General features: G+C 66.0%; 11 protein-coding genes. 6 read left to right on the top strand and 5 right to left on the bottom strand.

The features are described 5' to 3' along the window. Window positions 1-205 precede the first annotated feature (205 nt). The 6 genes from ACXJL8_RS17155 to pbfA all read left to right on the top strand — a co-directional run bounded on the left by ACXJL8_RS17155 (window position 206) and on the right by pbfA (window position 7,520). Window positions 206-1,243 carry a putative 2-aminoethylphosphonate ABC transporter substrate-binding protein gene (locus tag ACXJL8_RS17155; protein ID WP_456619164.1) on the top strand — a complete coding sequence of 346 codons (1,038 nt, stop codon included), beginning with the start codon at window positions 206-208 and terminating at the stop codon, window positions 1,241-1,243. Window positions 1,244-1,356: 113 nt separating this feature from the next. Continuing rightward, window positions 1,357-2,460 (top strand): putative 2-aminoethylphosphonate ABC transporter ATP-binding protein, encoded by a 1,104-nt coding sequence (locus tag ACXJL8_RS17160; protein ID WP_456685283.1) that lies wholly within the window; start codon window positions 1,357-1,359, stop codon window positions 2,458-2,460. 15 nt (window positions 2,461-2,475) lie between these two features. After that, window positions 2,476-4,194 carry a putative 2-aminoethylphosphonate ABC transporter permease subunit gene (locus ACXJL8_RS17165; RefSeq protein ID WP_456685284.1) on the top strand — a complete coding sequence of 573 codons (1,719 nt, stop codon included), beginning with the start codon at window positions 2,476-2,478 and terminating at the stop codon, window positions 4,192-4,194. Further along, window positions 4,191-5,342 (top strand): TIGR03364 family FAD-dependent oxidoreductase, encoded by a 1,152-nt coding sequence (locus tag ACXJL8_RS17170; RefSeq protein WP_456619167.1) that lies wholly within the window; start codon window positions 4,191-4,193, stop codon window positions 5,340-5,342. The genes ACXJL8_RS17165 and ACXJL8_RS17170 overlap by 4 nt, the downstream gene beginning before the upstream one ends. Continuing rightward, window positions 5,339-6,160 (top strand): phosphonoacetaldehyde hydrolase, encoded by an 822-nt coding sequence (phnX, locus tag ACXJL8_RS17175; protein WP_456619168.1) that lies wholly within the window; start codon window positions 5,339-5,341, stop codon window positions 6,158-6,160. Before ACXJL8_RS17170 ends, phnX begins: the two co-directional genes overlap by 4 nt. A 1-nt stretch (window position 6,161) precedes the next feature. Further along, entirely contained in the window at window positions 6,162-7,520 is a 1,359-nt protein-coding gene (gene pbfA, locus ACXJL8_RS17180) for a (R)-1-hydroxy-2-aminoethylphosphonate ammonia-lyase (protein ID WP_456685285.1), read from the top strand. 111 nt (window positions 7,521-7,631) lie between these two features. Here the strand turns inward: pbfA and ACXJL8_RS17185 are convergent, their stop codons facing one another. The 5 genes from ACXJL8_RS17185 to hpnC all read right to left on the bottom strand — a co-directional run. Further along, a complete protein-coding gene (locus tag ACXJL8_RS17185) occupies window positions 7,632-8,381 on the bottom strand; it encodes a phosphorylase (protein ID WP_456685286.1) in 750 nt (249 codons plus the stop codon). After that, entirely contained in the window at window positions 8,378-10,345 is a 1,968-nt protein-coding gene (gene shc / locus ACXJL8_RS17190; protein WP_456619171.1) for a squalene--hopene cyclase, read from the bottom strand. Before shc ends, ACXJL8_RS17185 begins: the two co-directional genes overlap by 4 nt. A 64-nt stretch (window positions 10,346-10,409) precedes the next feature. After that, window positions 10,410-11,666, bottom strand: coding sequence for a hydroxysqualene dehydroxylase HpnE (hpnE, locus tag ACXJL8_RS17195; protein WP_456619172.1), 1,257 nt, complete (start codon window positions 11,664-11,666; stop codon window positions 10,410-10,412). Further along, on the bottom strand, window positions 11,666-12,505 hold the full coding sequence (hpnD, locus tag ACXJL8_RS17200; RefSeq protein ID WP_456619173.1) for a presqualene diphosphate synthase HpnD: 840 nt from the start codon (window positions 12,503-12,505) through the stop codon (window positions 11,666-11,668). The genes hpnE and hpnD overlap by 1 nt, the downstream gene beginning before the upstream one ends. Next, a partial coding sequence (gene hpnC, locus ACXJL8_RS17205) for a squalene synthase HpnC (protein ID WP_456685287.1) occupies window positions 12,495-13,284 on the bottom strand: 790 nt, incomplete at its 5' end. The genes hpnD and hpnC, both read right to left, overlap by 11 nt.

The following is a 13,284-nucleotide window of genomic DNA, read 5'->3' on the forward strand; positions in this document are numbered from 1 at the left end:
TCATTGCTCACGCCAAGCGGAGTCGCTGAAGAAGCTCGAAGCAGACGCTTGCATTGGGGACATTGCACTCAATGTGTGCAGAGACACCGCGATCGAGGCGCGCCGTGCACAAAATCCGACATGTACGTCACGGAAATGTCATCTAACAATATCGGTTCCCTGCCCGGACGGTGCCAGCCCGTGGCCAACATCGATGGAGCCCGACATGAACCTGTGCACGACAAGCGGTCTGCGATGCGCTGTTGTGTCGATCACCGCGGCTATGTTCTGCCTCAGCACTGCAGCTCGCGCGGCCGACCTCACCGTTTACACGGCGCTGGAGGCCGATCAGATCAAGCCCTACAAGGCCGCGTTCGAGAAGGCCAATCCGGGCATCAACATCCTCTGGGTCCGCGACTCCACCGGCATCATCACCGCGAAGCTCCTCGCGGAAAAGGCAAGCCCCAAGGCCGATGTGGTCATGGGTCTTGCCGCAACCTCGCTGATGCTGCTGCAGAAGGAAGGCATGCTGATGCCTTACGCGCCGGCGGGTCTCGACAAGGTCGACGCCAAGATGCGCGATCCCGCTGCCTCGCCGGAGTGGGTGGGCATGGACGTCTGGGCATCGGCCTTTTGCGTCAACACCGTGGAATCCAGCAAGAAGAACCTGCCGGAGCCCGCCTCCTGGGCCGATCTGACCAAGCCGGTCTATCAGGGACAAATCGCCATGCCGAACCCGGCCTCCTCGGGGACCGGTTTTCTGATGGTCTCCGCCTGGCTCCAGATGTTCGGCTGGGACGAGGGCTGGAAGTACATGGACGATCTTCACAAGAACATCGCGGCCTATACGCATTCCGGCTCGAAGCCGTGCCGACAGGCCGCCGCCGGCGAGTACACGATAGGCCTCTCGTTCGAGTATCGCGCCAACAAGACCAAGAAGGGTGGAGCGCCCATCAGCATTGTCCTGCCCAAGGAAGGCCTCGGCTGGGATATGGAAGCTATCGGGATCATGAAGACCACCAAGGAGTCCGAGGCGGCGAAGAAGCTTGCCGACTGGGCCGCGACGGCGGAGGCCAACAAGCTCTACGCCGAGAACTTCGCCATCGTCGCGTTGCCCGGCATCGCAAGCTCCATGGAGTTCATCCAGGGTGACATCAACAAGATGCTGATCAAGAACGACTTTGCCTGGGCCGCCGAGAACCGCGACAAGATCCTGGCGGAGTGGAGCAAGCGCTACGACGGCAAGTCCGAGCCCAAGAACTGACGAACTGAACTGAAGAACCTGAACTGGGACCTGAACCGAGGATCCTGCCGGGGATCCCAGGAGCGACCAAGCCGGCGGTGCATGGGCGCCGCCGGTCAATGCGGGACAGTACAATGGACAGCACGCCGACGACGGTGCCCTATCTCCGCATCCGCAACCTCTCGAAAAAGTTTGGTGCGTTCACCGCGCTCGACACTATCGACCTCGACATCATGCCCGGGGAGTTCGTCTCGTTCCYCGGGCCATCCGGCTGCGGCAAGACCACGCTGTTGCGCGCCATCTCCGGACTGGACGTGCAGACCGCCGGGTCGATCCATCAAGGCGGGCGGGACATCTCGACGTTGCCGGTCGCCAAGCGCGACTTCGGCATCGTGTTCCAGTCCTATGCCTTGTTCCCGAACCTGACGATCAAGGACAATGTGGCCTACGGCCTGGTGTCGGCCGGCACGCCTCGCGTCGAGATCGACAGACGGGTCAAGGAGCTTCTCGAACTTGTCGGCCTGCCCGAGCAAGCCGGCAAATATCCGGCCCAGCTCTCAGGCGGGCAGCAGCAGCGCGTCGCGCTCGCCCGGGCGCTGGCGCTATCGCCCGGCCTTCTGCTGCTGGACGAACCACTATCCGCGCTCGACGCGCGCGTCCGGGCGCGGCTGCGCGGCGAGATCCGCGACCTGCAGCAACGTCTCAAGCTGACCACGATCATGGTGACCCACGACCAGGAGGAGGCTCTCACCATGTCCGACCGGATCGTGGTGATGAGCAATGGCAGGATCGAGCAGGTGGGCACGCCCGACGAGATCTACGGCCGACCCGCGACCGCTTTCGTCGCCGACTTCGTCGGCAAGATGAACTTTCTGGAGGGACGCCTCGTCACCAGCAAGCGCGCGAATGTCAGGGGTGCCGTGCTCGACTTCAGCGAGGAGGTACAGCTCGGCGAAGGCGCGGCCGTCACGGTCTGCCTTCGGCCGGAGGACGTGGTGGTGCGCGACATCGGCGAGCATTCGGACAATCGCCTGTCGGTCCAGGTCGGCGTCATGGAATTCATCGGCAATCATTTCGCAACGACATTGCATGCGAGCGGCACGAGCCTGAACTTCTCGGCCGACTTTTCGATCAACGCCGTGCGCGACCTCGGCATTTCCTCGGGCGCGACCATCGAGGTCGCGCTGCCGCCGAAGCGGTTACGCGTATTTGCCCAGCCGCGCTCCGCGACGGCCTGACACGGGAAACCAGCGATGGCGACCGAGACGCTGATTCTGCCGAACCGTGCCGCCGCGATCGCGCCGCTGCGGCAGAAGCTGGGGCGCGACGACTGGATCATGCGCGGCGCGGTCGTGGCGCTCGGCCTCTGGTTGATCGTCACCGTGTTGCTGCCGCTCTGGGCGCTGCTGTCCAAGAGCTTCCAGGCGGCTGATGGCAGCTTCATAGGCCTCGCCAATTTCCAGGCCTATTTCGCCAATCCAACGCTCGCCGATTCGATCTGGCATTCGGTCTGGGTGTCGCTGCTGAGCACGGTCATCTGCGTTCTGCTCGCCTTCGTCTACGCCTACGGACTCACCCGCACCTGCATGCCTGGACGGGGGCTGTTCCGCATCATCGCGCAGATCCCGATTCTCGCACCCTCGTTGCTGCCCGCGATCAGCCTTGTCTACCTGTTCGGGAACCAGGGCCTCGTCAAATGGATGCTGTTCGGCGCGTCGATCTATGGTCCGATCGGCATCGTCATGGGCGAGGTGTTCTGGACCTTCCCGCACGCGCTCATCATCATCACCACGGCGCTGGCGATTTCGGACGCGCGTCTGTATGAGGCGGCGGAAGTGCTGCGGGCAAGTCCGCGCCGCACCTTCTGGACGGTGACCATTCCGGGCGCGCGCTATGGCCTGATCAGTGCGGTCTTCGTCGTCTTTACCCTGGTGATCACCGATTTCGGCGTGCCGAAGGTCATCGGGGGCAAGTTCAACGTRCTCGCGACCGACATCTACAAGCAGGTGGTCGGGCAGCAGAATTTCCGGATGGGCGCAGTGGTCGGCTTGATCCTGCTGTTGCCCGCGGGGTTGGCCTTCGTCGTCGATCAGCTCATGCAGCGACGCCAGTTGGCGCTGCTCTCCGCGCGCGCCGTACCGTATGCGCCCAGGCCCGACGCCACGATCGATCGCGCGATGCTGGCGATCTGCTCGMTGATCGCGTTCGCGATCCTGGTCTTTCTCGGCGTGTCCTTCTTCGCCTCGATCGCGACGTTCTGGCCCTACAATCTGACGCCCAGCTTCAAGAACTTCGACTTCGACATGATGGATGGCGGCGGCTGGCGCAGCTATTTCAACTCACTCGTCATGGCCGGCCTGACCGCGCTGTTCGGGACTGCGGTGATCTTTGCCGGCGCCTATCTCGTCGAGAAGACCCCGCGCTTTCGCACCATTCGCGGTTTCGTGCAGTTTCTCGCGCTGCTTCCTTTGGCCGTTCCCGGGCTGGTGCTCGGCCTCGGCTACATCTTCTTCTTCAACAACCCGGCCAATCCGCTGAACTTCATCTACGGCACGATGGCCATCCTCGTCATCTGCACCATCTCGCATTTCTACTCCGTCTCGCACCTGACCGCGGTGACGGCGCTCAAGCAGATCGACCAGGAATTCGAGACCGTTTCGGCATCGCTCAGGGTGCCGTTCTGGCGTACCTTCATGCGAGTGACCTTGCCGGTTTGCCTGCCGGCCGTGCTGGATATTGCCATGTATCTGTTCGTGAACGCGATGACGACAGTCTCCGCGGTGGTCTTCATCTACGCGCCGCACACGACACTTGCGGCCATCGCCGTGCTCAATATGGATGACGCTGGCGACGTGGCTCCGGCGGCGGCCATGGCCATGGTCGTGTTCGCCACCTCCGCCGTCACACGAGCCATCTACATGTTACTCACACAGGGCTATCTTGCGCGCGCGCAGATGTGGAGGAAGCGGTGAGCGTGTCAGGAGACGAATTCGATCTGGCCGTTATCGGGGGCGGCATCTGCGGTCTCGCCCATGCGCTTGCGGGCGTGCGCCGGGGCTTGCGGGTCGTGGTCATCGAGCGCGATGCGAGGGCGAACGGCGCCTCGATCCGCAATTTCGGCTTCGTCACCGTCACCGGGCAGCAGCGCGGCCAGTGCTGGCAGCGGGCGATGCGGTCGCGGCAGGTCTGGGCCGAAGTGGCCCCGGCCGCGGGCATCAGGATCGAGCATGTCGGACTGGCGGTCGCGGTGCGACGACCGGAAGCCGTGGCCGTGCTCGAGGCGTTCCGCACCACCGAGATGGGCGAGGGTTGCGAGCTTCTGAGCCCGGCTGATGCGGGCCGTCGTTTCCCGATGCTGCGGACCGACGATCTGCTAGCCGTGCTGGCGAGCCCGCACGATTTGCGGGTGGAGTCGCGCATCGCGGTGCCGGCACTGGCGCGCTGGCTGGCCGAAGTGCACGGCGTCACCTTCCTGTATCAGACGCTGGCCAAGGCGGTGACACCGCCGGTCATCGACACCACACGAGGGCCGGTCAGGGCCCGGCTCTGCGTGGTCTGCCCCGGCGACGATTTCCTGAGCCTCTATCCGGAACGCCTGGCGAGCTACGGCCTCGTCCGATGCAAGCTGCACATGCTGCGGGTCGCATCGGCGAGCGCGATGCCGCGCTTCAACGCGGCCGTGATGTCGGACCTCGGCCTCGTGCGTTATCTCGGCTACGCCGAACTGCCGGAGACCGCCGCACTGAAGCAGCGGCTCGAATCCGAGCAGGGCCAGCATCTGGCCAACGGTGTGCATCTGATCGCCGTGCAGAGCGAGGATGGCTCGCTCGTCGTCGGCGATTCCCACCACTACGACGCGACGCCGGACCCATTCGGTCCGGATACGGTGGACGAGTTGATCATGGACGAATTCCGGCAGGTTATGGCCTGGCCAACACCTGTCATCCGCGAGCGCTGGATCGGCACCTACGCCTCGGCGTCCGACCGGCTGATGCTGATCGACCGCCCATCTGAAACTGTGCGCCTCGTCATGATCACCAGCGGCACTGGCGCCAGCACCTCGTTTGCGATCGCCGAGGAAGTGATTGACGAATTGACGTCCGGGAGCCGAACGACATGACCGATAAATTCCAGCACGTCCGGGCCGTCGTGTTCGACTGGGCCGGCACGACGGTGGATCACGGCTCGCTGGCGCCGATGGGCGTGTTCGTCGAGGCATTCGCGCGCTTCGGAGTGACGATCACCGTCGACGAGGCGCGCGGGCCGATGGGCATGGCCAAGCGCCCGCACATCGCCGCCCTCCTGCGCTTGCCCCGGATCGCCGCCGCGTGGCGCGACAGGCATGGGCGCGAGCCTATCGAAGCCGACATCGATGCGCTCTACGCCGTGTTCGTGCCGATGAATGTCGAGGTCGCCGCCCGCTACGCCGACGTGATCCCGGGCGTGGCCGAGGCTGTCGCCGGCCTGCGGCGCCGCGGCCTGAAGATCGGCTCGAGCACGGGCTACACGCGCGAGATCATGGCCGAGGTCATTCCGGTTGCGGCGGCGCAGGGCTATTCGCCTGACAGCATCGTTTGCACCGGGGACACGCCCGACGGCCGACCCACGCCCTTCATGCTCTACAAGGCCTTTCTGGAGCTCGCCGTCTGGCCGGCCTGGAGCTGCGTCAAGGTCGACGACACCGAGGTCGGTATCAAGGAAGGTCTCAACGGCGGCTGCTGGACCGTCGGCGTTGCCGTCACCGGCAACGTGTTCGGGTTGTCGCTCGCCGACACGGCGGCGTTGCCGCCGAAAGCCTTCGCCGAGCGGCGCGCGGCCGCAGTCGAGCGGCTGGAAGGCGCCGGCGCCCATTACGTGATCGACGGCGTCGCCGACATCATCCCGGTGATCGCTGCGATCGAGGGCCGGCTGGCCCGCGGAGAGCGGCCAGGAGTCTGACATGAGCGTGTCTGAGATAAGCGAGTCCGGCATGAGCGCCTCTGAGGGCGACGTCAATTTGTCGGCGGAGCGGCGATCGTTTCAGAAGCGCCACCTCGACGCAGAGACCCAAAGTTGCCTCGACGAGGACGAGCGCTGGTTCCTGCGACAGTCGCTGTCAACGCCGTGCCTGAACGTGGCCACCGCCGCCGAAGGCAGCCACATCGTCGATCTCCAGGGGCGGCGCATCCTCGATTTCCACGGCAACAGTGTGCATCAGGTCGGCTACGGTCATCCTCGCGTGGTGGCGGCCATCAAGTCGCAACTCGATACCCTGCCCTTCTGCCCGCGCCGCTACACCAACAAGTCCGCCATCGACCTCGCCCGGCGCCTCGCCGAACTCACGCCGGCGCCCCTGGAGAAGGTGCTGCTGGCACCCAGCGGGTCAGCTGCAATCGGCATGGCACTGAAGCTCGCCCGCTACGCAACGGGGCGACACAAGACGCTGTCCATGTGGGATGCTTTCCACGGCGCCAATCTCGACGCGGTCTCGGTCGGCGGCGAAGCCCTGTTTCGGCGCGGCGCCGGCCCGCTGCTGCCGGGCACGGAGCATGTGCCGCCGCCGGGACTGGCCGCGCGCTTCTTCGGACAGGACGGCCGCGCGCATGAGCGCCTCGCCGACTACATCGATTATGTCCTCGAGGTGCAGGGCGACGTCGCGGCCGTGATCGCCGAGCCGATGCGTTGGACCACGGTCGAACTGCCGCCGCCCGGCTTCTGGCCCCGCGTGCGCGCGAGCTGCGATCGGCACGGGGCGCTCCTGATCTTCGATGAGGTGCCGAGCTGCCTCGGCCGCACCGGGACCATGTTCGTCTGCGAGCAGGCCGAAACTGCGCCCGACATTCTCGTGCTGGGCAAGGGACTGGGCGGCGGCATCATGCCGATGGCGGCCATCGTGGCACGGGCCGATCTCGACGTGGTGCCCGAGGGAGCGCTCGGCCACTACACCCACGAGAAGAGCCCGGTCGGCTGCGCTGCAGCCCTTGCCACGCTCGATGTGATCGCGGAGGAAGGGCTGCTTGCGGCAGCGCGCGTCCTCGGCGCGCACGCCCTCGAACGGCTGCGATCGATGGCAGACCGGTACCCCCTGATCTCCGAGGTGYGCGGCGCAGGTCTCTATCTCGGCGTCGAGATCGGCCGCCGCGACGAGGCCGAGGCCAACGCGCTCGCGGAGCGCCTCTTGTATCGCTGCCTGGAGGCGGGCCTGAGCTTCAAGCTCGGCGGCGGCAACGTGGTCACGCTATGCCCGCCGCTGACGATCTCGCGCGATGAACTCGACCGGGCGCTCGATATCCTCGAAGAGGCGATGTCAGCCTTGTGAGCAGATCGCTATGCGCACGCTTCGCGACGCCCCATCCGGGCTACGAACATCAAAACGAAAAAGGCCCGGTCGCGCGACCGGACCTTTTCTTGATTGGATCGAAGACGACGCTCAGGCCGCCTTCGACACCAGCGCCTCGCTCTCCGCGAGCTCGGTGCCGATCAGGAAGTCGCGGCAGCCGCGCAAGCTGCGCAGCGCGCGGTTGAAGTCGATGCCGGTCGAGACCAGTCCATGCAGCGCTGTCGGATTGCGCACGATGCCGCGCAGGACGGCCGCGAGGTCGATCTGGCCGTTCGGCTTGATGGCGGCGCGGGCGAGCGCCGGCAGCGCGCGGTGGGCGGGGTCGCTGATGACGCGGACCGCGGCGAACGGTAAGCCGGCCTCGGCGGCGTAGGCAGCCGCGATGTGGCTCTCCATGTCGACGGCCGCAGCTCCAGTCTCCGAATGCAGCGCCGCCTTGCAGGAGCGCCCGGTGACCACCTCCTCGGCGCCGGCGAGGCTGCCGCGCACGACCCGGCGGCGGCCGGAGGTCAGCTTGTCGATGAGGTCGTCGCTGAGCGACAGGCCGGCGCCCCAGCGGGCGTCGCCCGCGAGCACCTCGGTCGCCACCACGACGTCGCCCGAACGCAGCGTCGGGTCGAGCCCGCCGGCCACGCCGAAGGAGATCACGCCACGAATCGTTTCGGGATCCACCACCGTCAGAAGCGCCCGTAACTGGGTCGGGCTGCTGGACGAACAGATGACCGCCATGCCAGGCCCGGCCGCGATGCGGGCCTCCTGAACCAGACCGGTCACAATCAATATCGGCCGCGGATCAATCGCATTGCCCGCGGTAACATAGTCCCCCGTCCCCAAAGTCACATTCCGACCCCTACCACCCTGCTGTTGGTGTCCCGCAAGTTCCGATACCGCGCCAGCGCCCACAGCGGGAAGAACTTCGAGTAACCATGATACCGTAGATAGAATACACGGGGAAAGCCTGTGGCGGTGTACCGCTGCTCGTCCCACAGTCCTTTTTCGTTCTGTGTTGCAATCAGGTACTCCACCCCGCGGGCGACGGCCGGGTGATCAACCTCGCCTGCCGCCATCAGGGCAAGCAAGGCCCATGCCGTTTGCGAGGCGGTCGAGGGGGCGGCTTCCCAGCCCTTGTAGTCCAGGCGGTAGCTGACCGCGTCCTCGCCCCAGCCGCCGTCCGGGTTCTGGATCGAGGCCAGCCAGTCGGCGGCCTTGCGAATCATCGGGTCGTCGTGGCGGACGCCGGCCATGTTGAGGGCGCAGAGCACCGACCAGGTTCCATAGATGAAGTTCATGCCCCAGCGGCCGTACCAGGACCCCTCCGGGTGCTGGGTCTTCCTGAGATAGGCGACCCCGTCGGCGACGTGCTTGCTGGTCTTCGCGGTCTCGCCGAGCTGGGCCAGCATGGAGATGCAGCGGGCGGTGACGTCTTCCGTCGGCGGATCGAGCAGCGCGCCGTGGTCGGAGAACGGGATGTTGTTCAGGTAATATTCGAGGTTGTTGACGTCGAAGGCAGCCCAGCCGCCGTCGTCGCTCTGCATGCCCAGTATCCACTCCCGGGCGCGGTCGATCGCGGCGTCATAGCCGGTCGCGCCGTGCTCCCGGCGCATGCGGTCCATCGACATCACCACCACCGCGGTGTCGTCGAGATCGGGATAGTACGCGTTGTTGTACTGGAAGGCCCAGCCGCCCGGACGCACATCGGGCCGCTTCACCGCCCAGTCGCCCTTCACCTCGAGCTCCTGCTTCGGGATCAGCCAGTCGAGGCCCTGCTTGGCCGCGGGCACCGCCTTGTCGCCGCCGGCTTCCAGCAGCGCGTGGGCGGTCAGCGTCGTATCCCAGACCGGAGAGACGCAAGGCTGGCAATAGGCCTCCTCCTCGCCGATCACCAGCAGCCTGTCGATGCCCCGGCGCGTGACCGCGCGCGGCGGATAGGTCTCGTCCTTGCCGAGCGCATCGTACATCATGACGAGGTTGGCCATCGGCGGATAGATCGCGCCCATGCCGTCCTCGCCGTTGAGCCGCTCCTCGCTGAAGGCGAGCGCCGTATCGATGGCGCGCTGGCGCAGGCTCTTCGGAAACAGCGGCTCGATCACGCGCAAGATGGCATCGAGCGAACGAAACAGCAGGAACCAGGCCATGCTCTGGTGCGGCGCCTTCGCAGTCATGCCGATCGAGCGCGGATCCTGGAGAAACAGCTCGTCGATGCCGACGCCCTTCGGATTCTTCGCGCGCGGCTTGAGCGCGGCGATAACCATCAGCGGCACCATGGTGGTGCGCGCCCAGTAGGAGATCTTGTTGATGTGGAACGGCGACCAGAACGGCAGCAGCATGATCTCGATCGGCAGCACCGGCACCGCGCGCCAGGTCACGACCCCGAACATCGCCAGCATGAAGCGCGTGAAGACGTTGCTGTGAATGGCGCCGCCGCGGGCGTGGATCGCCTCGCGCGCGCGCACCATGTGCGGCGCGTCGATGGAGTCCCCGATCATCTTCAGCGCGAAGTACGCCTTCACGCTGGCGCTCATGTCGAACTCACCGTCATGCACCAGCGGCCAGCCGCCATGGGCGCCCTGCACGCGGCGGAGATAATTGCCGATCTTGGCTTCGAGCACGGTGTCGACCGGCTCGGCGAGATAATGGCGCAAGAGAACATATTCGGCCGGGATCGTGCAGTCGGCCTCGAGCTCGAACACCCAATGGCCGTCGGATTGCTGGAAGCCGAGGACGCCTTGCGTGGCTGACGCAATGCTCGATTCCAGGATCTTCGATTCCAAGGCTTCGCGGGCGGTCGCGTTCACGGAATCCATCTTGCTCGATTGCTCCGATAGTTTGATTGGAATTGACCGGGACAATGCCCGTCAGGGCCGCTTCTCAGGATCCCTTGGCGGCCAGAACCAGATCGGCGGCGCGATCGCCGGACCGGACCGATCCCTCGATGGTTGCAGGCAATCCCGTAGCAGTCCAGTCGCCGGCAAGGAACAGGTTTTTCAGCGCGGTGACCGGGCCGGGACGCAAGGCATTCTGCGCCGGCGTGGCGGCAAAAGTGGCGCGGCGCTCGCGCACGATCTGCCAAGGCGGCAGCTCGCCGGACACACCGCCCGCCTTGCAGACGTCGTTCCAGATCGCCTGCGCGAGTTCCTCGCGCGGCATGTCGACCAGGCGGTCGCCATTGCTGATGGTCACGGAGAGCCGGTTCGGGAACGCGAACAGCCACTCGACCGTCCCRCCGATCACGCCCAGGATCGGAGCCGAACCCGGCGGCGGTTCGATGCGGAAATGCGCGTTGACGATGGCGCGGAATTCGGTCGGCGTCTTCAGGCCCGGCAGCAGGTTAGCTGCGGCGCGCGGCGGCACCGCCATCACGATGACATCGCCGGCGCCAAGCTGGATCAAATCCTCGCCGCCGAAATTCAGCGCACCGACCTTGCCGTCATTGGTGACGAAGGACCGCAGCTCATGACCGAGCTGAACGGAGTGACCACGCTCGGTCAGGAATTGCACGGCAGGCTCGATCAGCACGGCGCTGAGACCGTCGCGCGCGATCAGGGGACGGCAGGCCTGCCCGCCCGCAAGCAACGTCTCGCGCACGATCGCGCCGGCAAGCCCGGCCGAGCCCTCGGGCGGATCGACGTTGAGCGCTGCGAGCAGCAGCGGCTGCACCAGACGCTGATAAAGAACGCCCTCGCAGGGAATGGATTTGCCGACCAGCGTCTGCTCCGATGCCCAGATCAGCGGCGCCAGCTTCAGATAGTCGGTGAGCCCGGTGTCGGGAACGCGACGGGCTTCGTCGAGCACCCAGGTCGGCAGACGGCCGTCGCCGAGATCGATCTGCCAGCGCTGCCCGGTCGCGAGATCGACGAACGGAAACTGCGCCCGCTCCGGCCCGACCAGGCCCGCCTCGGTGCCGATCGAGCGCGCATAGGCGCGCGCGTGGCTGTTGCCCGACAGCAGCAGATGATTGCCGTTGTCGATGGTGAGATTGGTGGCGCCGTCGAAATAGGAGCGGCAGCGGCCGCCGGCCTGGTGCGTCGCCTCGTGCACGGCGACCTTGAAGCCGGCATTGGCGAGCCGCACGGCGGCGGAGAGGCCGGAAATGCCGGCACCGATGATGTGAGCTGTGTTTTGCATCAGATGAGAGCGTAGCGGAGCAGGATCGCGATGCGCGTGACCTTCGACACACGCACCGGCTCGCGCGGTGCGTTGAAGCCGCGCGCGATCAGGAGGTCCAGAATGGCATGATAGTATTTCGACATCATCCGCGGCGCGCGCACCGCGCGGCGCCTGTTGCGGTTCATGATCTCGTCCGACTTCTCGAAATGCACCTTCGCGCGCTGTGCCAGCGGCAGGCAGACCTTCGACAGCGCCCGCTCGGCGATCACACGGTTCGGCTCGTTCGAGGTGATGCCGGCATGCAGCAGGGCTTCGCGCGGCAGATAGAGCCGCCCGAGCGTGGCGTCCTCGTCGATGTCGCGCAGGATGTTGGTGAGCTGGAGCGCGCGGCCGAGATGATGGGCGAGCAGGATGCCGTCCTCTTCCGGCAGGCCGAACACCCGCACCGACAGCCGCCCCACCGCGCTCGCGACCCGATCGCAATAGAGATCGAGCGTCGCCATGTCGGGCGCGCGGATGTCCTGCGGCACGTCCATCTCCATGCCGTCGACGATGGCCAGAAAATCCTCGCGCTTCAGCCCGAACGTCTTCACCGAGCCAACGTAGTCCTTCAGGCGCTCCGGCGGATGGCCCTGATAGAGCGCGTCGATGTCGTCGCGCCACACCTGGAGCGCGGCGAGCCGCTCGTCGCGCGGTCCATCGGAATCGGCGATGTCGTCGACCTGGCGGCAGAAGCTGTAGATCTGGAACATCGCCTCGCGCTGGTCGCGCGGCAGGATGCGCATCGCGGCGTAGAACGAGCTGCCGGATGCGGTCGAGCCATAATTGGCGCCGGGCGAGGTCGCCTCAAGCGTCATGAGCAGCCCCCGGTTTGGTAATGGCCCGGCGCCCGATCGCGCGGCGGCCGGCTTCGCCGATCATGCCGGCGAGGCTGAAGGCGAGGAGCTCGAACTTGTTGAGATGCACCCGCTCGCGCAGCGGATCGCGCACCTTGAGCAGGCGCACGATGCGGTCGGCATAGGCCTGGATCACCGAGATGTCGACGCCGAGGCGGAAGTCCCGGACCTCCGCGCTGAGCGACTTGCTCTCGTTGAGAAGCGCTTCGTTGCGCACGGCGAGCGCCTGCAGGCAGGCCAGCATCGCCGGTGGCGACTGCGTCAGGCCAAGCTGCTCGACCGAGGCGCCGCTCGCGGCCAGCGCATCGCGCGGCAGGTAGACGCGATTGAGCTCGCGAAAATCCTTGCCGCAATCCTGGAGGTGGTTGTTGATCTGAAGGGCCGCGCAAAGCGCGTCCGAGGCGGCCCAGGTCGAGGTGCTCTCGCCGTGGACGTCGAGCATGAAACGGCCGACCGGCATCGCCGAATAGCGGCAATAGTGGATCACCTCGTCCCAATTTTCGTAGCGCAGCTTGGTGACGTCCATGCGGAACGCGATGAGCACATCGAGCGCATGGCGTGGCGCCATGCCGCGTTCGGCCAGCGCGTGCCGCAGACTGACGGCCTCGGCCTGGGTGTCGCCCTTGCCGAGCAGCTCCGCTTCGAGCAGGTCGAGATAGGCGAGCTTCTGGTCGGCCGGCAGCGTCGCGTGGTCGGCGATGTCGTCGGCGGTGCGGACGAAATTGTAGTACGCCAGGATC

This window comes from Bradyrhizobium sp. P5_C11_2 (assembly GCF_054049755.1).

Excerpts from the sequence above, each read along its gene's own strand:
- ACXJL8_RS17155 (WP_456619164.1), top strand. The coding sequence starts at position 206 with ATGAACCTGTGCACGACAAGCGGTCTGCGATGCGCTGTTGTGTCGATC.
- phnX (WP_456619168.1), top strand. The coding sequence starts at position 5,339 with ATGACCGATAAATTCCAGCACGTCCGGGCCGTCGTGTTCGACTGGGCC.
- shc (WP_456619171.1), bottom strand. The coding sequence starts at position 10,345 with ATGGATTCCGTGAACGCGACCGCCCGCGAAGCCTTGGAATCGAAGATC.
- hpnD (WP_456619173.1), bottom strand. The coding sequence starts at position 12,505 with ATGACGCTTGAGGCGACCTCGCCCGGCGCCAATTATGGCTCGACCGCA.